Annotated in this window: 19 protein-coding genes; 8 read left to right on the top strand and 11 right to left on the bottom strand. The window is 63.9% G+C overall.

The annotated features are described in order from the left end of the window. Positions 1–2: 2 nt before the first annotated feature. Positions 3–500 (top strand): methylated-DNA--[protein]-cysteine S-methyltransferase, encoded by a 498-nt coding sequence (locus BLR77_RS18035; protein ID WP_064495544.1) that lies wholly within the window; start codon positions 3–5, stop codon positions 498–500. 1 nt (position 501) lies between these two features. On the opposite strand, the gene BLR77_RS18030 is transcribed toward BLR77_RS18035, so the two are convergent. The 5 genes from BLR77_RS18030 to aroC all read right to left on the bottom strand — a co-directional run bounded on the left by BLR77_RS18030 (position 502) and on the right by aroC (position 4,121). Further along, positions 502–1,059 carry a histidine phosphatase family protein gene (locus BLR77_RS18030; protein ID WP_074680387.1) on the bottom strand — a complete coding sequence of 186 codons (558 nt, stop codon included), beginning with the start codon at positions 1,057–1,059 and terminating at the stop codon, positions 502–504. Then, complete coding sequence (locus BLR77_RS18025) at positions 1,056–1,247, bottom strand: PLDc N-terminal domain-containing protein (RefSeq protein ID WP_037002762.1); 192 nt, start codon at positions 1,245–1,247, stop codon at positions 1,056–1,058. Before BLR77_RS18025 ends, BLR77_RS18030 begins: the two co-directional genes overlap by 4 nt. A gap of 61 nt (positions 1,248–1,308) precedes the next feature. After that, the gene (locus BLR77_RS18020) at positions 1,309–1,848 is read right to left on the bottom strand and encodes an acireductone dioxygenase (RefSeq protein WP_074680385.1); all 540 of its coding nucleotides are present in this window, start codon (positions 1,846–1,848) and stop codon (positions 1,309–1,311) included. A 16-nt stretch (positions 1,849–1,864) separates the two neighbouring features. Next, positions 1,865–3,016 carry an MFS transporter gene (locus BLR77_RS18015; RefSeq protein ID WP_074680383.1) on the bottom strand — a complete coding sequence of 384 codons (1,152 nt, stop codon included), beginning with the start codon at positions 3,014–3,016 and terminating at the stop codon, positions 1,865–1,867. A gap of 13 nt (positions 3,017–3,029) precedes the next feature. Continuing rightward, positions 3,030–4,121, bottom strand: coding sequence for a chorismate synthase (gene aroC, locus BLR77_RS18010; protein WP_074680381.1), 1,092 nt, complete (start codon positions 4,119–4,121; stop codon positions 3,030–3,032). Between the two features lie 268 nt (positions 4,122–4,389). On the opposite strand from aroC, the gene BLR77_RS18005 reads away from it, so the two are divergent. Together BLR77_RS18005 and BLR77_RS18000 are read left to right on the top strand one after the other, a co-directional pair. Then, positions 4,390–5,382 carry an alpha/beta hydrolase gene (locus tag BLR77_RS18005; protein ID WP_074680379.1) on the top strand — a complete coding sequence of 331 codons (993 nt, stop codon included), beginning with the start codon at positions 4,390–4,392 and terminating at the stop codon, positions 5,380–5,382. A gap of 36 nt (positions 5,383–5,418) precedes the next feature. Beyond that, positions 5,419–6,219: a hypothetical protein gene (locus tag BLR77_RS18000; protein ID WP_074680377.1), complete on the top strand. Its 801-nt coding sequence runs from the start codon at positions 5,419–5,421 to the stop codon at positions 6,217–6,219. A gap of 71 nt (positions 6,220–6,290) precedes the next feature. Here BLR77_RS18000 and prmB read toward each other — a convergent pair whose 3' ends face one another. Both prmB and BLR77_RS25825 read right to left on the bottom strand, forming a co-directional pair. Further along, a complete protein-coding gene (gene prmB / locus BLR77_RS17995; protein WP_074680375.1) occupies positions 6,291–7,211 on the bottom strand; it encodes a 50S ribosomal protein L3 N(5)-glutamine methyltransferase in 921 nt (306 codons plus the stop codon). Between the two features lie 78 nt (positions 7,212–7,289). Beyond that, on the bottom strand, positions 7,290–7,418 hold the full coding sequence (locus tag BLR77_RS25825; protein ID WP_274379661.1) for a hypothetical protein: 129 nt from the start codon (positions 7,416–7,418) through the stop codon (positions 7,290–7,292). Positions 7,419–7,573: 155 nt separating this feature from the next. Here BLR77_RS25825 and BLR77_RS17990 point away from each other — a divergent pair, with 155 nt between their 5' ends. The 5 genes from BLR77_RS17990 to BLR77_RS17970 all read left to right on the top strand — a co-directional run bounded on the left by BLR77_RS17990 (position 7,574) and on the right by BLR77_RS17970 (position 10,362). Continuing rightward, positions 7,574–8,170: a cysteine hydrolase family protein gene (locus BLR77_RS17990; protein WP_074680373.1), complete on the top strand. Its 597-nt coding sequence runs from the start codon at positions 7,574–7,576 to the stop codon at positions 8,168–8,170. Between the two features lie 81 nt (positions 8,171–8,251). Then, complete coding sequence (locus BLR77_RS17985) at positions 8,252–8,572, top strand: hypothetical protein (RefSeq protein WP_074680371.1); 321 nt, start codon at positions 8,252–8,254, stop codon at positions 8,570–8,572. Between the two features lie 165 nt (positions 8,573–8,737). Then, the gene (locus BLR77_RS17980; RefSeq protein WP_074680369.1) at positions 8,738–9,295 is read left to right on the top strand and encodes a Smr/MutS family protein; all 558 of its coding nucleotides are present in this window, start codon (positions 8,738–8,740) and stop codon (positions 9,293–9,295) included. Positions 9,296–9,383: 88 nt separating this feature from the next. After that, entirely contained in the window at positions 9,384–9,929 is a 546-nt protein-coding gene (gene folE / locus BLR77_RS17975) for a GTP cyclohydrolase I FolE (RefSeq protein ID WP_074680367.1), read from the top strand. A gap of 64 nt (positions 9,930–9,993) precedes the next feature. Continuing rightward, positions 9,994–10,362, top strand: coding sequence for a glutaredoxin family protein (locus tag BLR77_RS17970; protein WP_074680365.1), 369 nt, complete (start codon positions 9,994–9,996; stop codon positions 10,360–10,362). A gap of 251 nt (positions 10,363–10,613) precedes the next feature. On the opposite strand, the gene ligA is transcribed toward BLR77_RS17970, so the two are convergent. The 4 genes from ligA to BLR77_RS17950 all read right to left on the bottom strand — a co-directional run bounded on the left by ligA (position 10,614) and on the right by BLR77_RS17950 (position 18,223). Then, positions 10,614–12,974, bottom strand: a complete 2,361-nt coding sequence (gene ligA / locus BLR77_RS17965; protein ID WP_074680363.1) for an NAD-dependent DNA ligase LigA — start codon at positions 12,972–12,974, stop codon at positions 10,614–10,616. Between the two features lie 59 nt (positions 12,975–13,033). After that, on the bottom strand, positions 13,034–13,855 hold the full coding sequence (zipA, locus tag BLR77_RS17960) for a cell division protein ZipA (RefSeq protein WP_074680361.1): 822 nt from the start codon (positions 13,853–13,855) through the stop codon (positions 13,034–13,036). Positions 13,856–14,068: 213 nt separating this feature from the next. After that, positions 14,069–17,557, bottom strand: coding sequence for a chromosome segregation protein SMC (gene smc / locus BLR77_RS17955; RefSeq protein WP_074680359.1), 3,489 nt, complete (start codon positions 17,555–17,557; stop codon positions 14,069–14,071). 6 nt (positions 17,558–17,563) lie between these two features. Further along, complete coding sequence (locus BLR77_RS17950; protein ID WP_074680357.1) at positions 17,564–18,223, bottom strand: GntR family transcriptional regulator; 660 nt, start codon at positions 18,221–18,223, stop codon at positions 17,564–17,566. Positions 18,224–18,344 lie beyond the last annotated feature (121 nt).

Raw genomic sequence — 18,344 nt, 5'->3', positions numbered from 1 at the left:
TCATGCATTACCGCTACCACGACAGCCCAGTCGGTCCGCTGCTGATCGCAGCCGACGACAGCGGCCTGCAACTGCTGCTGATGGAGCTGGACAGCCGGCCCTGGCGCATCGAAGACCATTGGCAGCCCGCTGGCCGTGAGCTGGACGCCGTGTGCAGCCAGCTCGATGAATACTTCGCCGGCAAGCGTCGTCAGTTCGAGCTGCGTCTGGCTCCGAGGGGTACGGCATTCCAGCAGGCGGTCTGGCAGGCGCTGCTGGCCATCCCTTATGGCCGCACCTGCAGCTATTCGGAGCTGGCCAACGTCATCGGTCGGCCGCAGGCCGTGCGCGCGGTGGGAACCGCCAATGGCGCCAACCCAATCTCCATCATCGTGCCTTGCCATCGCGTGATCGGCCGGGACGGCAGCCTGACCGGTTATGCCGGTGGCCTGCCGCGCAAGCAGCAGCTATTGGAACTCGAGGGTGTATTGCAGCCGGCTCAGGCGCAACTGGCTTTGTAGCCTAGGGCGCGGGTATGCGCGCCAGAGGCTCGGCACGTGGCCGCAGCGGCAAAGCCAGGATCAGTCCCTCGCCCGAAGCGGGAAAGATACCGGTCAAGGCGGTGATATTGACCTGATGGGAAACCAGCACCAACGGCGCGCCAGCAGGCAGTTGATTGATCGAGCGAATCAGCTCCGCGGTCTGCTCGGCACCATCCGTGGGCTGCCCGAAGAATGAATCCAGCGCTGCGAATGGTTGTACCGGGCCACGCTGCATGTGGCTGGCCGTGTCCAGCGCGCGGCACCAGCGACTGCTGAGCAAACGCGGCTGCTCGATCCCCTGGCGCGCGAGCAGTTCGCCCCAGCGCCGGGCCTCGGCACGCCCCTGAGCGTTGAGGTTGCGCTGGGTTTCGCAGTGCCCCAGACGGAAGTTCGCCGGGTCGCCCGTACCCGGCGCCGTTGCGTGACGCATGAGTATCAGCGCACGGCCTTCGCGCAGTGCCTGCCAGGCGTCGGTGGTATCTGCTGCCACACTGAACAGCGGCAGCAGCACCAAAGCCAGCAGCCACAGACACCTCATATTCTGACGTTGCCGCGCGGCCCCATCAGCGCCCAGATGATCAGACCGATCACTGGCAACAGCACGATCAGCAGAATCCATAGAATCTTGATTCCCGTTTCCGCGTTGCTCTTGACCACATTGATGATGGCCCAGATATCCAGGGCCAGGATGACCAGGCCAATCAGCCCATTGAAGGTAGAACCCATGACGACACTCCTGTCTGAGAGGTTGCCTGCATAGGATAGTCGGCTAATGACCGGGGTTCCCTCAGTCCCCCAGACGCGGAAAACGCCTGGCGATATCGTCCCCCGTGCGCTCTGGTGCCTCGTCGCTCACGCTCAGGCGCAGCGCCAGCACATGCGGCTCCTCACCCAGGTCGAACCAGTGACGCGTGCCGGCCGGCAAGGTCAGGAGGTCACCGCGCTCGCCCTGCAGCACGTACACGTAGCCATCCAGATGCACGCTGAGCTGGGCAAACCCGCCAATGAACAACCAGGCACTGACGCTCGGCTGCGCTTGCTCATCGAGATACCGAGCACGCAGCTCCAGTTTCTGCGGGTGGTTGCGCTGCAGGTTGAACAGCTCCTGCTGTACATGCCCTTCGTTACCCATGAACGCCTGCAGCCACAGGCCATAGGCTGCGTCGAACTCGGCCTGCTCGCAACCAGGGCGCAACGCAGCCGGCAATTCCACCTGGCGATAATCGATGCCCACCGCCGCCAGGGTACTGGCGATGTCATCGGCGTGGTTAAGCACCTTGTTCGGCAGTTCCGGTGAGGTGTGCAAATGGACGGCGAGGCTGCTCATGAAGGGTTCACTCGATTCAGGGCCGCTCGGGCGGCAGACGGGTGGCAATGATGAAGGCTGCGAGCAAGGCTACCAGACTGGCGATGGCGAAAGTCCAGGCCGGGCCCAGGCCCTTCCAGCTATAACCGGCATACAGCGCGCCGAGCGCACCGCCGATGCCGGCCAGGCTGGCATAGAGCGCCTGCCCCTGGCCTTGCTGACGATCAGCGAAACTGCGCTGCACGAAGTGGATGCAGGCGGCGTGGAAGGCGCCGAAGGTGGCGGCGTGCATGCACTGCGCCAGCAGCAGTACCGGCAGGTATTGCGCCAGGCTGCCCAACAGCAGCCAACGCACGGCGGTGATCAGGAAACTGGCCAGCAGCACGGCACGCAGCGAATAACGTTGCAGAAGGCGCGCCATCACCAGAAACAGCAGAATCTCCGCTACCACCCCCAACGCCCAGAACAGGCCAATGGCGCCACGGCTGTAGCCGACGCCTTCCAGGTGCAGAGTGAGGAAGGTGTAGTACGGGCCGTTGCTCAGTTGCATCAGCCCGACACAGATGTAGAACGCGAGAATCCCGGGACGCCGCAGCTGGCGCATGAAGCCGCCCTGCTCCGGCGTGCTCGGGCGCTGCAGCGGCTGCGCATTGGGCACCCAGAAGCTGCCAGCGACGATACCCGCCATGATCACCACCAGCGCCGCCGGATAAGCATCCAGGCTCAGCCATTCGAACAACAGGCCGAGGCCGACCACGGCGACGATGAAACCGATGCTGCCCCACAGGCGAATCTGGCTGTAGCGCGCGGACTGCTCGCGCAGATGGGCCAGGGTGATGACCTCGAACTGCGGCAGCACCGCATGCCAGAAGAAGGCATGGGTGGCCATGATCAGCGCCAACCAGGCGTAGCTCTGGCTGAAGAAGATGCCGGCGAAGCAGACCAGGGTGCACAGCGCGCCGAAGCGCACGATCAGCAGGCGCTGGCCGGTGTGATCACCCAGCCAGCCCCACAGGTTCGGCGCCACGCAGCGCATCAGCATGGGAATGGCGATCAGTTCGCCAATACGCGCGGGTGAAAAGCCCAGGTGATCGAAGTACAGCGCCAGAAATGGCGCCGTACCCCCGAGCAGGGCGAAGTAGAAGAAGTAGAAGCCGGACAGCCGCCAGTAAGGCAAGGCCGCACTCATGCTACCGCCCGGTTCACAGTTGTGGCAGCACCGGTGTGGTGACGCGCACGTCGGCGTTCTGCGCGCGGTGACGCAGCAGGTGATCCATCAGCACGATGGCCATCATCGCCTCGGCGATCGGCGTGGCACGGATGCCCACGCAGGGGTCGTGGCGGCCCTTGGTGATCACATCCACCGGGTTGCCGTCGACGTCGATGGAACGCCCCGGCGTGGTGATGCTCGAGGTCGGTTTCAGTGCCAGGTGGGCGACGATCGGCTGGCCACTGGAGATGCCACCGAGGATGCCGCCGGCGTTGTTGGACAGAAAACCTTCCGGGGTCAGCTCGTCGCGGTGCTCGGTACCGCGCTGGGCCACGCAGGCGAAACCAGCGCCGATCTCCACACCCTTGACCGCGTTGATACTCATCAGTGCATGAGCCAGCTCGGCGTCGAGGCGGTCGAAGATCGGCTCGCCGAGACCCGGCATCACCCCTTCGGCGACCACGGTGATCTTCGCGCCGACCGAATCCTGATCGCGGCGCAGCTGATCCATGTAGGCCTCCAGCTCCGGCACCTTGTCCGGATCGGGGCTGAAGAAGGCGTTGTCTTCCACCGAATCCCAGGTCTTGAACGGAATCTCGATGGGCCCGAGCTGGCTCATGTAGCCACGGATGACGATGCCCTGGCTGGCCAGGAATTTCTTGGCGATGGCGCCGGCCGCCACGCGCATGGCGGTCTCGCGCGCCGAACTGCGGCCACCGCCACGGTAGTCGCGGATGCCGTACTTGTGGTGGTAGGTGTAGTCGGCGTGGGCCGGGCGGAACAGATCCTTGATCGCCGAGTAGTCCTTGGACTTCTGGTCGGTGTTGCGGATCAGCAGGCCGATGGAGCAACCGGTGGTCTTGCCCTCGAACACACCGGAGAGGATTTCCACCTCGTCGTCTTCCTGACGCTGCGTGGTGTGGCGGCTGGTGCCCGGCTTGCGCCGGTCGAGGTCGCGCTGCAGGTCTTCCAGGGAAATCTCGACACCGGGCGGGCAACCGTCGACGATGGCGACCAGCGCCGGGCCATGGCTCTCGCCTGCGGTGGTGACGGTGAACAGCTTGCCGTAGGTATTGCCGGACATGGGAAGACACTCCGCGAGATTCAGCTCAGGCCCGGCACTGCGCAGGCCCGATTCACAAGGTGGGCGAGTATACCTGCCACCTTCTTGCAGTTCACCCCGAACGGGCATTTCTAAAAACGTAAGCGAGGCAGTCAGCACAAGGCTGAAAACAGGCGAAAAGCGGAGTTTACAGGCTGTAAATGAGCATTTGAGCCTGTTTTCTAACGCAGTGATGACAACGCAGCTAGTTTTTAGAAGTGCCCGAACCTTGGGCGACGGCGAACGTCCAATGCCAACCTGCCACTACCCTGCCCTTATCATGTTGCGAGCCCTGCTCTTGTCCCTCACCCTGCTCACCGGCCTGGCCCAGGCCAGCGCCACCCGACAATCACCCGTCAGCCTCGATACCGACCAGGGCACCCTGTACGGCAGCCTGCTGGTGCCGCAAAGCGACAAGCCGGTGCCGGTGGCACTGCTGATCGCCGGCTCCGGCCCCACCGACCGCGACGGCAACAACCCCGAGGGCGGCCATAACGACGCGCTGAAGAAGCTGGCCCAGGTCCTGGCGCGCAACGGCATCGCCAGCCTGCGCTACGACAAGCGCGGCGTGGCTGCCAGCCGCGCCGCCACGCCGGACGAGCGCGACCTCAGCGTCGAACACTATGTGGCCGATGCCGAAGGCTGGGCCAGGCTGCTCAGGGACGATCCGCGCTTCGACCGTCTGATCCTCATCGGCCACAGCGAAGGTGCGCTGATCGCCAGCCTGGCCGCGCCTGGTAGCCAGGCCGATGCACTGGTTTCGATAGCCGGCCCCGCCTACCCCATCGGCCAGGTGCTGGACATGCAACTGGCCATGCGCCTGCCACCGCCACTGCTCGCCGAAAGCCGGCACATTCTTGCCAACCTGATCCGCGGCAAGCTGCAGCCCAAGGTACCCAAGGAGCTGCAGGTGGTCTACCGCCCCAGCGTGCAGCCCTATCTGATCAGCCTGCTGCGCCAGGACCCGGCGGAAAACTTCGCCGCGCTGCAGATTCCCGCGCTGATCGTGCAGGGCACCCACGACGCCCAGGTCAGCCCGGACAACGCCGAAGCGCTCAAGCAGGCCAGGCCCGATGCCGAACTGGCGCTGATTCCCGGCATGAACCATGTCATGCGTATCACCCCGGCGCCCTGGAACGAACAGCTGGCGTCCTATGACGATCCACAGCTACCCTTGGCCCGTGCGCTGGGCGAGCGGATCGTCTCCTTTATTCGCTCCAGTGCCGAGAAAAACGGTCGATAACAGGCTTGACGACTCAATCGAGCACACAGGACGCCCATGAGCGAAAACCCAGCCCCGGAGGCACAAGCCCCAGATGCCGATGCTGCGCCAGGCGAAACGCCCGCCGCGCCGCATCCCTGGACGGACCTGCCAGCCGAGCAATTCAGCCTGCTGCGTCTGGCGCCGCTGCCCGTTGACCGGGAAACCGGTCCGAGGCCACTGCGCTTCGTCCAGCTTGGCCGGGTGGAGCGTCACGCCAAAGACATGAGCCTGCTGCGCCTGACCATCCAACTGCCCGGCCAACGCCTGCATCGTCAGAACAACCTCTTGGAAGTCTGGGCCGACCATCAGCGCAAGGAGGTTCGCTTCGGCCCGGACAAGGGCCTGAGCGTCGAACCAGCCAATCGCGGCCTGGGGCGCTTTCTCATGGCTCAGGGCATTGCCTGGGCGCGCAAGCAGTACGCGCACTACCAGATCGAGGGCGCTGCCCTGCCGACCAAGGACAACTTCAATGAAGCCGCCCGCGCCCGCCGTGACCACGCAGTGAAGGCGCAGGGTTTCACCATCGAGTACAGCGACCCGTTGCAGCTCAAGCCTTTCTACAGCGCCCCGCGGGTCAGCTCGCTGCATGGCGACTGGCATGCCGAGAAGGTGCAGATCATCGAGCTGCTGGATGCCGCCGCGATGCTGCAGCAGGCGGATCAGACGCTGCAGGAGCAGGACGTCAAGCTGCGCAAGCTGGAAGATCGGGTCGAGCGCCTCAAGCGTGAGGACAGCGGCCTGCGCTTCACCATCACCTGCCTGGTGGCGTTCAGCCTGTTTCAGGCGGGGCTGCTGATCTGGATCGCAACGCGCTGATAGATATCGCGGCTGAAGCCGCTCCTACGTTCACCTCTCTGTAGGAGCGGCTTCAGCCGCGAAAAAACCAATCAGCCTTCGATACGCGAACGAAACAGTTCCTGATGCTCGCGGCACTGCTTGGCCGCCAGCAGGAACACGCCGTGGCCGCCGTGCTGGAAATCCATCCAGGTGAACTCCACTTCCGGGTACAACGCCTCGACATGCACCTGGCTGTTGCCAACCTCGACGATCAGCACGCCACGCTCGGTGAGGTGATCGGCCGCCTCGGCCAGCATGCGTCGCACCAGATCCAGGCCATCATTGCCGCAAGCCAGGCCCATCGCCGGCTCATGCTGGTATTCGGCCGGCATGTCGGCGAAATCCTCGGCGTCGACATAAGGCGGGTTGGAGACGATCAGGTCGAAACGCTGCCCCGGCAACCCGGCAAACCCATCGCCCTGCACGCAGTAGACGCGCTCCTCCAGGCCATGACGCTCGATATTGAGGTTGGCCACTTCCAGTGCGTCGAAGGAGAGATCGCCCAGCACCACCTCGGCTTCGGGAAATTCGTAGGCGCAGGCGATGCCGATGCAGCCGGAGCCGGTGCACAGATCGAGAATGCGCGCCGGCTCGGTCGGCAGCCAGGGTGAGAAATGACGATCGATCAGCTCGGCAATCGGCGAGCGCGGCACCAGCACACGCTCATCGACCACGAAAGGCAGGCCACAGAACCAGGCCTCACCGAGCAGGTAGGCGGTGGGCACGCGCTCTTCGATGCGGCGTTTGAGCAGCGCCTGCAGGTGGGCGTGCTCGTCATCTTCCAGACGGCAATCGAGATAGGCGTCGGAGATTTCCCAAGGCAGGTGCAGCGCACCGAGCACCAGCTGACGCGCTTCATCCCAGGCATTGTCGGTGCCGTGGCCGAAGAACAGTTGCTCGGCCTGAAAGCGGCTGACGGCCCAACGGATGTAGTCACGCAGGGTACGTAAACGGGTAGTGAGAACAGTCACGGGCGGCCTCCGGGTGAAAAGTGCGGAAGTTTAGCCCAGTGCGGGTGATCAGCGCATGAACGACGGGTTAACCAGCGCTCATGAACCTTCGCGTTTCTTGCGCATTGCATCGTCATCAGGACGGCGCAGCTCGCGCAGAACAGCGATGGCCACGGCGATGGAGAACAAAAGCCAGAAATGCGGGGAAAGCTGAGACAAAAGTGACATGGCAACTCCTTTTGCTTACGACCCTGACTCCTTCAGAGCAGTTCCGATTCTGCTCCGGCAAAATGCACTGAGCAAGCGTTGGCGCAGATAGAGGTTCACAGAGCGCTCTGGCAAGCGGACAATGGCACATCATCACCATCAGCCAGGAGCCCGAGATGTCCCATCCGCAAACCATGTTCCAGCTCACCGGTCGTGGCCACGCGCCGGCCAGCCTGAACAATGCGACCCTGCTGATCATCGACGCCCAGGAAGAGTACCGCAGCGGCGTACTCGCGCTGCCGGGCCTGGACCCCGCGCTGGCAGAGATCGCCAGCCTGCTGGCAGCAGCGCGCAGTGCCGGTGCCGACATCGTTCACGTCAAACACCTCGGCATTCCCGGCGGCCTGCTCGACCCCAGCGGCCCGCGTGGTCGTCACCTGCCGGAAGCAGCCCCGCTGGCGGGCGAGATCGTCGTGGAGAAACGCCTGCCCAACGCCTTCGCCGGCACCGAGCTGCATGACCGCCTGCAGGCGCTGGGCCATCTCGATCTGATCGTCTGCGGCTTCATGACCCATTCCAGCGTCAGCACCACCGTGCGCGCCGCCAAGGACTACGGGTATCGCTGCACGCTGGTCGATGCTGCCTGCGCTACCCGCGACCTGCCCGCACCGGATGGCAGCGTGATTGCCGCGGCCGAGGTACATCGCATCGAGATGATCGCCCTGGGCGACAACTTCGCTACTCTGGTGCCTAACGCCAAATCGCTGGTGTGAAACCTGTAGCAGTATCGCCAGCGCTGTGGAACCCGAACGCGACCAGCCGGTCATACCGCCGATAAGCCAAAGGAAATCGGAATGAAGCTGTCCGACGATTTCGATGCACGCCGCTTGCGCCCCCGCCGGCCGAAAAACTGGCGCCTGCGTATCGGAGCCGGCCTGGGCGCCCTGCTCGCCGCCTTCGGCGTTCTCTTGTCGATGGCGGGCGTCGCCTCGCTGGCAGGCCGCGCGCCGGTGCTGGGTACGCTCAACGATTCCACCGGCGAGGCCATTGTCCTGCTGCTGCTCGGCCTGTTCCTGTTGTGGGCCGGCATCGCCTTCTGGCGTCGCTGCCGCAGACGCCTGCGTCGCCCCAGCGATCTGAGCCTGTCGCCATCACTGATGAAAAAGCGCGACTGATCGCCCAAAAACACAGCGCCCATAACTGTAGGAGCTGGCTTGCCAGCGATGCTTTGCAGCGACAGGAGCAATGATCGCCCGCAAGCTGGCTCCTACAAATTCGTCTTTCTACGCTTACACGGCCGGCATTTGGGTAAAATGCCCGCCTGTTTCGCGGAGCCACCGATGCAAGACGACGACTTTTCCCTGTTCCAGGCCGAGCTGCGCGGCGTCAGGCCGATCAAGCACGACCGCGCCGACACCGGCAAACCCAAAGCTGACCGTAAACAGTTCAACACCCTGCGCCAGGCTGCGACCATCAGCCAGGGCGAGATCAAGGTGGACGGGCTGTCTGACCAGTTCGTCATCGACGTCGGCGCCGAAGACCCACTGTACTGGGCCGGTAACGGCGTGCAGGACGGCCAGATGCGCAAGCTCAAGCTGGGCCAGATTCCCTTCGACGGCAGCCTCGACCTGCACGGTATGAGCGTCGAGAAGGCACGCGACACCCTGTGGGAGTTTCTCGCCGAAGCCACCAAGCTGGAGATTCGCTGCGTGCGCGTCACCCACGGCAAGGCGGTGCGCATGGACGGGCGCAAGCCGATGATCAAGAGCCATGTGAACACCTGGCTACGCCAGCATCCGCAGGTGCTGGGTTTCAGCTCCTGCCTGGCCAAGCATGGCGGCACCGGCGCGGTGTACGTCATCCTCAAGCGCACCATGATGGATGGTCGCGACGACTAACGAGAGACTCGCATTGGCGCCTGACGCTCTTGTCAGGCCCTTGTCGGCGCCCTACCCTGCGCCCATTCGATACCCAACAGGATTTTCCATGTCCCTGGAACAACAGTACACCGCGATCCTTGGCCAGCTTGGCGAGGACGTTTCCCGCGAAGGCCTGCTGGACACGCCCAAGCGCGCCGCCAAGGCCATGCAGTACCTCTGCCGTGGTTACCAGCAGACGCTGGAGGAAGTCACCAACGGCGCGCTGTTCAGCTCCGACAACAGCGAAATGGTGCTGGTCAAGAACATCGAGTTGTACTCGCTGTGCGAGCATCACCTGCTGCCGTTCATCGGCAAGGCTCATGTCGCCTACATCCCCAACGGCAAGGTGCTCGGCCTGTCCAAGGTGGCGCGCATCGTCGACATGTACGCACGTCGCCTGCAGATTCAGGAGAACCTCAGCCGGCAGATCGCCGAAGCGGTCGAACAAGTCACCGGCGCACTGGGTGTGGCGGTGGTCATCGAAGCGCAGCACATGTGCATGATGATGCGCGGTGTGGAGAAGCAGAATTCCTCCATGGTCACCTCGGTGATGCTCGGCGAATTCCGCAGCAACCCGGCGACCCGCGGCGAATTCCTCAATCTGGTTCGCTGATCCCGCTCAAGACGACGGCCGCTCACTTCGGTGAACGGCCGTCGGCATTTCAGGAGTTAGAAAGATGTTACTCAAAGCCCTTCGTATCGGCCTGGGCCAACTGGTCGTGTTCGCCGACTGGATCAGCCGTCCGCACAAGCTCAAGCGCAGCCCCGAGGCGCAAGCCGAGGTCGAGCGCGCTACGGCCAACCTGGCGCTGTACCAGTTCCACGCCTGCCCGTTCTGCGTCAAGGTACGGCGCAACATGCACCGCCTCAATCTGCCGGTGCAGCTGCGCGACGCCAAGAACGACGCCGAACACCGGCAGGCGCTGGAGCAGCACGGCGGCCGCATCAAGGTGCCGTGCCTGCGCATCGAGGAAAACGGTCAGAGCACCTGGCTGTACGAGTCCAAGGCGATCATCGCTTATCTGGATCAGCGCTTCGCGAGTTGAACCAAGCTTTTCGTAGGAGCCGGCTTGCCGGCGATGCTTCGGCGTAACGGATCGCCGGCAAACCGGCTCCTACAGGTTCAGAGCTCGACACCTAAACTTCGTCCAGCCCTGTAGGCTTTCAGGACCGTAGCCCGGATGCAATCCGGGATCGCTCGAGTGGTGCTACCCGTATCGCGGCTGAAGCCGCTCCTACAAGATCGGCGTCTCTTCGCCTGCCTCTGTAGGAGCGAGCTCTGCTCGCGAATAGCTCGCTAGAGTTCGATGCCGTAGACCTTGAGCTGCTCGAGGAACTGCGCTTCGTCCAATACCTTCACCCCCAACTCGCTGGCCTTGGCCAGCTTCGAGCCGGCGCCCGGTCCTGCGACCACACAGTGGGTCTTGGCCGATACCGAACCGGCCACCTTGGCGCCCAGGCTTTCCAGCTTCTCCTTGGCCACGTCGCGACTCATCACCTCCAGGGTGCCAGTCAGCACCCAGGTCTGCCCGGCCAGGGGCAGGCCTTCGGCAACTTTCTTCTCGCTTTGCCAGTGCATGCCGAACTCACGCAACTGCTGCTCGATGGCACGAGCCAGCTGGGCGTTTTCAGCGTTGTCGAAGAACTCCCGTACGGCCTTGGCCTGCTTCTCCGGCAGTGCCTGGCGCATGTCCAGCCAGTCGCCATTCAGCACGCCTTCCAGGCTGCCGAAGCGCTCGGCCAGCTTCTGCGCCGCACCTGGGCCGACACTGGGGATGTTCAGCTTGTCGAGCATGCCGCCGAGGGTGGCGACGGCCGAGAACTCGGCGCTCAGTTCGCCCTCCTCCTGCAACTCGAGGCCGCACTCGCCGAGCAAGGTGCTGATCACCTGCTGGTTGTGCGCGTCCTCGAAGAAGCTGTGGATCTCGTGCGCGACTTCCAGACCGATATCCGGCAGATAGGTGAGTACCTGCGGCAGCGCCTGGCGCACACGTTCCAGCGAGGCCAGAGAGCGCGCCAGCACCTTGGCAGTTTCTTCGCCCACATCAGGAATACCGAGGGCGTAGATAAAACGCGCCAGGGTCGGCCGCTTACTGTCTTCGATGGCCTTGAGCAGCTTGTTGCTGGAGACCTCGGCGAAGCCTTCCAGGCCGATGATCTGCTCGAAGGTCAGTTTGTACAGGTCGGCCGGTGAGGCGATCAGCTTCTCGTCCACCAGTTGCTCGATGGTCTTGTCGCCCAAGCCTTCAATGTCCATGGCGCGACGCGAGACGAAGTGAATGATCGCCTGCTTGAGCTGCGCCTGGCAGCTCAGGCGACCAACGCAGCGGTACACCGAGCCTTCGCTTAACGACTCCTTGCCCTTGCTGCGCTTGACCAGCTGCGTGCGCTCCACCGCCGAGCCGCACACCGGGCACTGCTCGGGGATATGCACCGGGCGCGCGTTCTCCGGGCGACGCTCGGGCACCACCGCCATAACCTGCGGGATCACGTCTCCGGCACGGCGGATGATCACCGTATCGCCGATCATCACGCCGAGGCGCGCCACTTCATCCATGTTGTGCAGGGTGGCGTTGGCCACCATCACGCCCGCCACCTTGACCGGGTTCAGACGCGCCACCGGGGTAACGGCACCGGTACGGCCGACCTGGAATTCAACGTCGAGCAACTCGGTCAGTTCTTCCTGCGCGGGGAACTTGTGGGCGATGGCCCAGTGCGGGGTACGCGCGCGGAAGCCCAGCTGCTGCTGGTCCTCGATATTGTTGACCTTGAACACCACGCCATCGATGTCATAGGCCAGGCTCATGCGCCGCTGGCCGATGTCGTGGTAGTAATCCAGACAGGCCTCGACGCCTTTGGCCAGCTTCAGCTCGCGACTGATGGGCACGCCCCAGGCCTTGAGCTGCTGCAGCATGGCCACCTGGGTGCCCGGCAGTTCACCACTGACCTGACCGACGCCGTAGCAGCAGAACTCCAGTGGGCGGCTGGCGGTGATCTTCGGATCGAGCTGGCGCAGGCTGCCGGCAGCGGCGTTGCGCGGGTTGGCGAAGGTTTTGCCACCACTCTCGGCCTGGCGCGCATTGAGTTCCTCGAAGCCGGCCTTGGGCATGAACACTTCACCACGTACTTCCAGCACCTGCGGCCAGCCATCGCCCTGCAACTTGAGCGGTACGTTGCGGATGGTGCGCACGTTGCTGGTGATGTCCTCGCCAGTGCTGCCGTCACCCCGAGTGGCACCGCGCACCAGTTGGCCATTCTCGTAGCGCAGGCTGACGGCCAGGCCGTCGAGCTTGGGCTCGCAGCTATACTCGATCTCGGCACCGCCGCCGAGCAGATCACCACCCGGCACGCCGAGGCCACTCTGCACGCTACGGTCGAACGCGCGCAAATCGTCCTCTTCGAAGGCGTTGCCGAGGCTTAACATCGGCACTTCATGGCGCACCTCGCCAAAGGCGCTGAGCGCCTCGCCACCGACGCGCTGGGTCGGCGACTCGGGCGTGACCAGCTCCGGATGCTCGGCTTCCAGCGCCTGCAGTTCGCGGAACAGGCGGTCGTACTCGGCGTCCGGCACGCTCGGCTCGTCCAGCACGTAGTAACGGTAGTTGTGCGCGTCCAGTTCGTTGCGCAGTTCGGAAATACGTTGGGCGGCGTCGGTCATGCTCGGTCTCTCAAACGAAAAGAGCAGCCTTGGCTGCTCTTTTGCAATGCACTGGTGTTTCAGCGTTTCTGGGTCAGTTGCCGGCGCTCGAATTCGACGATGCGCTGACGATAGTGTTCGATGGTTTGCGCGGTCATCACGCTACGCTGGTCGTCCTTCAGCTCGCCGCCCAGTTCGTGGGCCAGCTTGCGCGCGGCAGCGACCATGACGTCGAAGGCCTGCTTGGGATGGCGCGGGCCGGGCAGGCTAAGGAAGAAGCTCACCGCGCGGGTGCTGAAGCCTTCGATATCGTCCAGATCGAAAGTACCCGGTTTGAGCGCGTTTGCCATGGAGAACAGCACCTCGCCATTGCCGGCCATGCTCTCGTGGCGATGGAAGATGTCCATCTCACCGAAGCGCAGACCGCTTTCGAGGATGTTCTGCAGCAGCGCCGGGCCCTTGAAGCCGAAATCGTCGCGGGCGACCACGTTGATCACCAGCACTTCTTCGACCGGAGCAGCATCGCTAGCCGGCTTGGCGGCTTTCTTCGGCTCGACGGGTTCGTCATCGACCGGGTTGAGCAAGGTCGGTACCGGCTCATCGACGGCCAGATTGAGGTCGCCCTGCTGCGGCTCGTTGCGTGGACGACGCGGCAGGTCCTTGGCAGTCATCGAAGGCAGGTCGTCTTCATCCAGTTGCGGTTCGTGGTCATGCTGCACCACGCGCGGCGTACTGAGCAGATCCGGGTCACTGTCGTCGTCGGGCATGTTGGCGAAGCTGCGGTCGAGCTTGAACTTGAGCTTGCCCTTGCCACCGCGCATGCGGCGCCAGCCGTCGAAAAGGATGCCAGCGATAACGATGATGCCAATAACGATCAGCCACTCGCGCAGACCGAATTCCATGAAATACCTGACCCTTAACAATTCTGGTGAAAAAAAGATCCAATCAACCGGATCACAACTCAACTATAAAACGCGACGCCAACTTGATGTTCTATCTGACGTTTTCCGCGTGTAACAAAAGTGGGCAATAAGCTAGCACGACGAAAGGCAACTTTACACAGGGAGCCACATAAGGTTTTACCTATATTCAGTTAATCTCGCAGCACTCTGCCATCACGCATCCACCATCGCCAGCGCCTCCTCGACATCCACCGCCACCAGACGCGAGCAACCCGGCTCGTGCATGGTAACCCCCATCAATTGATCGGCCATTTCCATGGCGATCTTGTTGTGGGTGATGTAGATGAACTGCACCGTTGCCGACATCTCCTTGACCAGGCGCGCGTAGCGCCCGACGTTGGCGTCGTCCAGCGGTGCATCCACTTCGTCCAACATGCAGAACGGCGCCGGATTGAGCTGGAAGATGGAAAACACCAGCGCCAAGGCGGTCAATGCTTTCTCTCCGCCGGAGAGCAAATGAATGGTGCTGTTCTTCTTGCCCGGGGGCCGCGCCATGATGGTCACACCGGTATCGAGTAAATCTTCGCCGGTGAGTTCCAAATAAGCGTTGCCGCCACCGAAAACTTTTGGGAACAACGCCTGCAAACCGCCGTTGATCTGATCGAAGGTATCCTTGAAACGATTGCGCGTTTCCTTGTCGATCTTGCGAATGACGTTTTCCAGAGTCTCCAGCGCTTCGACCAGATCCGCGTCCTGCGCATCCAGATACCGCTTGCGCTCGGACTGCTGCTGATACTCGTCGATGGCCGCCAGGTTGATCGGCCCGAGCCGGGCGATACGCGCGGCCATGCGCTCCAGCTCTTCTTCCCAGGCGCCCTCGGAGGCCTCGTCCGGCAGCGTGGCAATCACCCCGTGCAGGTCGTAGTTGTCCTCGGCGAGCTGATCGGCCAACGCCTTGCGCCGCACGTTGAGCGACTGCCAGTCCATGCGCTGCTGCTCCAACTGGCTGCGCAGCAGTTGCGCCTGCTGTTCGGCCTGGGTGCGGCGCTTCTCGGCATCGCGCAGTTCGCGGTCGGCATCTTCCAGCGCCAGGCGTGCCTGACGCAGTTCATCGTCCACCGCCATGCGCCGTTCGAGCAGTTCTTCGAGCTTGATGCGCAGCTCTTCCAGCGGAGCCTCGCCCTCCTCCAGGTTCAGCGACAGTTGCTCACGCCGCTCATGCAGGCGCTCGGCCTGCATTTCCAGACGTTCCAGCGCCTGGCGAGTGGAGTCGTGCTGCGCCTTGAGCGAACCGACCCGTACTGCCAGTTGATGGGCGTGATCCTTGTGCTGACGCGCCTCCTGCCGCACACGGTCGAGACGCTCACGCAGGCTGTCGCGGCTGGCCAGCAGGCTTTCACGCTGCTCGTTGTCCAGCGCCATGGCGTCCAGTGCATCCTGCAATTGCAGGCGCGATTCGCCCAGTTGCTCCTGCTCGATCTCGCGTTGCTCGGCCGCTTCCTGCAACTCGTCCTGCAGACGGCGACGGCGCAGGCCCAACTGCTCGGCCTTGGCCTGGCTGGCGGACAGCTTTGCCTTTAGCTCACTCAACTGCCGCGCCAGTTCCTGGCCCTGACGGCGCTGCTGCTCGCGCAGCTCTTCCTGGTGGCGCTGTTCGTCACGCAGCCCCAGCAGGCGTTCATCCAGTTGCGCCAGTGCCGCTTCACGCTCCTCGCGCTCCAGCTGCAGGCGCTCCAGTTCCTGGCCGCGCGCCAGCACGCCACTGTCCGCCTCAGCGGCACGCCGCACGCGCAGAAAATGCCGACCGACCCAGTAGCCGTCACGACTGATCAGGCTCTCGCCATCCGCCAGTTGCGCACGAGCCGCCAGGGCCTGCTCCAGCGACTCCACCGGGCGCACACTGGCCAACCAGGGCGACAGGTCGTGGCTCGACTCGACCTTGTCCAGCAGGCTGCCGGCGCGGCGAGCGCCACCGCTCGCGGGGCTGGCCAGGCGCAGCTCGCCCTGCTCCAGGCTGGAAAAATCCAGCCCGGTGAAATCGTCCAGCAGCACCGCCTGCAGGTCGGCGCCGAGCACGGTTTCCACCGCCAGTTCCCAGCCGGCCTCCACACGCAGCCCTTCGGCCAGACGCGGACGCTGCAGCAGGTTCTGCTCGCGCAGCCACTCGCCAGCACCCTGGCCCGGATCGAGCGCAGCCTGTTGCAGCGCCTCCAGCGAAGCCAGGCGGCCGTTCAGCCGCTGCAGTTCGCCTTGCGCCTGCTGCTGCGCCTGGCCGGCCTGCTGCAGTTCATCGCGCAGTTGCTGCAGACGCTCGGCCTGCTGCTCTTCGCCCAGCTGCAGCGCTTCGTGCTCCAGCTCGCCGGCGGCCAGCTGTTCGTTCAGTTCGAGAATGGCGGCATCTTCGGGGTCGGCGGCCAGTTGCTGCAGCTCTTCGTTGAGACGGCGCTGGCGTTCGGCCAGGCGCTCCAGGCTCTGCTCCAGCTGGGCGATGCGTGATTGCTGCACCTCGGCCTGGCGACGCGGCTCGGCGCTGCGCTGGTTGAAGCCGTCCCACTGCTCCTGCCAGCCGTGCATGGCAGTTTCGGCCTCTTCCAGGCTGGCAGCGGACTCCTCGGCAGCGGCGGCGGTCATCTCCTGCTCGGGCAGCAGCATCTCCAGCTCTTCACCGAGGGTGGCCAGCAGGGTGCGGTCGTGGCCTAGGTGCGACTCGGTTTCCAGGCGCGCCTTTTCCGCCTCGCGCAGGTCATCCTGCAACTGGCGCAGGCGCTGCTGACCGTGCTGGATGCTCTGCTCGACGCGGGCGATATCGCCGCCCACCGAGTAGAAGCGCCCCTGTACCAGGTTGAAACGCTCGCTCAGCTCGTGGTGACCATCGCGCAGGCGCTCGATGCTGGCATCGGCGCTGCGCTGCTCGGCCACCAGGGCCTCGAATGCCACTTCCTGGTCGCCGATCACCTGCTCGCGGCTGCCGACCTGCAGGTTCAGGCTTTGCCAGCGCAGAGCCAGCAGTTGCGCCTTCAGTTGGCGCTCCTCGGCCTTGTATTCCTGATATTTCTCCGCCGCCTGGGCCTGGCGGTGCAGGCGTTCGAGCTGGCGCTCCAGCTCTTCGCGCAGGTCGCTCAGGCGCTCCAGGTTCTCCTGGGTCCGGCGGATGCGGTTTTCGGTCTCGCGGCGGCGCTCCTTGTACTTGGAGATGCCGGCGGCTTCCTCGATGAAATTGCGCAGCTCCTCGGGCTTGGCCTCGATCAGCTTGCTGATCATGCCCTGCTCGATGATCGAGTAGCTGCGTGGCCCCAGGCCGGTGCCGAGGAAGATGTCGGTGATGTCGCGGCGGCGGCATTTGGTGCCGTTGAGGAAGTAGGTGTTCTGGCCGTCGCGGGTCACCCGGCGGCGAATGGAAATTTCGGCGAAGGCGGCGTATTCGCCCACCAACGAGTTGTCGCTGTTATCGAAGATCAGTTCGATGGAGGCCTGGGTCACCGGCTTGCGCGTGTTGGAGCCGTTGAAGATGACGTCGGTCATCGACTCGCCGCGCAGGTTCTTCGCCGAACTCTCGCCCATCACCCAGCGCACGGCGTCGATGATGTTGGACTTGCCGCAACCGTTGGGCCCGACCACCGCCGCCATGTTGCTGGGAAAGCTCACCGTCGTCGGGTCGACGAAGGACTTGAAGCCGGCCAGCTTGATGCTTTTCAGGCGCATCGGGGCTTAGCGCTCGGCCAGGGTTGCCAGCACCAGCTGGCAATTGTGTTCGCCATAGGCCAGCAGCACCTCACGGGCACGCACATGGTCACGGGCGATGATCGCCTGCAGCAGACTGGCGAAGGTGCCCATGAACTGCCCCATCTCGCCTTTGCGCCGCTCCAGTGCCAGGTGGTAGGTGCGGCTGATCGCCGGCAGCAGGTTCTCCAGGGTTTCCTGCAGGTACGGGTTGTCGGCGAAGGGAAAGGCCGCGCGCATCACGTCGAAGCTGTTCTCGACGAAGGCGCCGATATCGCCACGCTCCAGACTGGCCAGCAGGCGCTGCTGGATGTCGATGAAGGGCGCCAGGTCGGTTTCCACCTTCCAGCGCTCGATCACCGCGCGGGCCAGCATGGCGTACAGCTCGATGCTCAGTGCGTAGAGGCTGGTGACGTGGTGCGGCGTCAGTTCGCTGACCTGGGCACCGCGACGCGGCAGGATCACGATCAGGTGGCGACGCTCGAGAATCAGCAGCGCTTCGCGCACCGAACCGCGGCTGACGTTGAGGGCCTGGGTGACTTTCTGCTCCTGAATGCGCTCACGTTCCTTGAGCTCACCGCGAATGATGCGTTCGGCCAGGTAATGGGCAATTTGCTCGGCGAGGCTGTCCGGGGCCTTGAACGTCATGACATTCCTTATTTGCGTCGATGCGGGGGCAGGCGGTCGAGTCTGGGAGCCCCGCCACGGCTGGGCGGGAGCAAGAAAATCTGGCGGCGAGTGTAACACAGGGTGTTACCCCGCCAAGCGT

It is taken from the genome of Ectopseudomonas alcaliphila (assembly GCF_900101755.1).
GTDB classification, from domain to species: Bacteria; Pseudomonadota; Gammaproteobacteria; order Pseudomonadales; family Pseudomonadaceae; genus Aquipseudomonas; species Aquipseudomonas alcaliphila.
Note: the sequence above shows the minus strand (reverse complement) of the source record. Positions and strands in the feature narration are given on the sequence as shown.

Bases quoted from the DNA above. Each gene is read 5' to 3' on its own strand.
- BLR77_RS18035 (WP_064495544.1), top strand. From the start codon at position 3: ATGCATTACCGCTACCACGACAGCCCAGTCGGTCCGCTGCTGATCGCA.
- BLR77_RS18030 (WP_074680387.1), bottom strand. From the start codon at position 1,059: ATGAGGTGTCTGTGGCTGCTGGCTTTGGTGCTGCTGCCGCTGTTCAGT.
- BLR77_RS18025 (WP_037002762.1), bottom strand. From the start codon at position 1,247: ATGGGTTCTACCTTCAATGGGCTGATTGGCCTGGTCATCCTGGCCCTG.
- BLR77_RS18020 (WP_074680385.1), bottom strand. From the start codon at position 1,848: ATGAGCAGCCTCGCCGTCCATTTGCACACCTCACCGGAACTGCCGAAC.
- BLR77_RS18015 (WP_074680383.1), bottom strand. From the start codon at position 3,016: ATGAGTGCGGCCTTGCCTTACTGGCGGCTGTCCGGCTTCTACTTCTTC.
- aroC (WP_074680381.1), bottom strand. From the start codon at position 4,121: ATGTCCGGCAATACCTACGGCAAGCTGTTCACCGTCACCACCGCAGGC.
- BLR77_RS18005 (WP_074680379.1), top strand. From the start codon at position 4,390: ATGCCAACCTGCCACTACCCTGCCCTTATCATGTTGCGAGCCCTGCTC.
- BLR77_RS18000 (WP_074680377.1), top strand. From the start codon at position 5,419: ATGAGCGAAAACCCAGCCCCGGAGGCACAAGCCCCAGATGCCGATGCT.
- BLR77_RS25825 (WP_274379661.1), bottom strand. From the start codon at position 7,418: ATGTCACTTTTGTCTCAGCTTTCCCCGCATTTCTGGCTTTTGTTCTCC.
- BLR77_RS17990 (WP_074680373.1), top strand. From the start codon at position 7,574: ATGTCCCATCCGCAAACCATGTTCCAGCTCACCGGTCGTGGCCACGCG.
- BLR77_RS17985 (WP_074680371.1), top strand. From the start codon at position 8,252: ATGAAGCTGTCCGACGATTTCGATGCACGCCGCTTGCGCCCCCGCCGG.
- BLR77_RS17980 (WP_074680369.1), top strand. From the start codon at position 8,738: ATGCAAGACGACGACTTTTCCCTGTTCCAGGCCGAGCTGCGCGGCGTC.
- folE (WP_074680367.1), top strand. From the start codon at position 9,384: ATGTCCCTGGAACAACAGTACACCGCGATCCTTGGCCAGCTTGGCGAG.
- BLR77_RS17970 (WP_074680365.1), top strand. From the start codon at position 9,994: ATGTTACTCAAAGCCCTTCGTATCGGCCTGGGCCAACTGGTCGTGTTC.
- ligA (WP_074680363.1), bottom strand. From the start codon at position 12,974: ATGACCGACGCCGCCCAACGTATTTCCGAACTGCGCAACGAACTGGAC.
- zipA (WP_074680361.1), bottom strand. From the start codon at position 13,855: ATGGAATTCGGTCTGCGCGAGTGGCTGATCGTTATTGGCATCATCGTT.
- smc (WP_074680359.1), bottom strand. From the start codon at position 17,557: ATGCGCCTGAAAAGCATCAAGCTGGCCGGCTTCAAGTCCTTCGTCGAC.
- BLR77_RS17950 (WP_074680357.1), bottom strand. From the start codon at position 18,223: ATGACGTTCAAGGCCCCGGACAGCCTCGCCGAGCAAATTGCCCATTAC.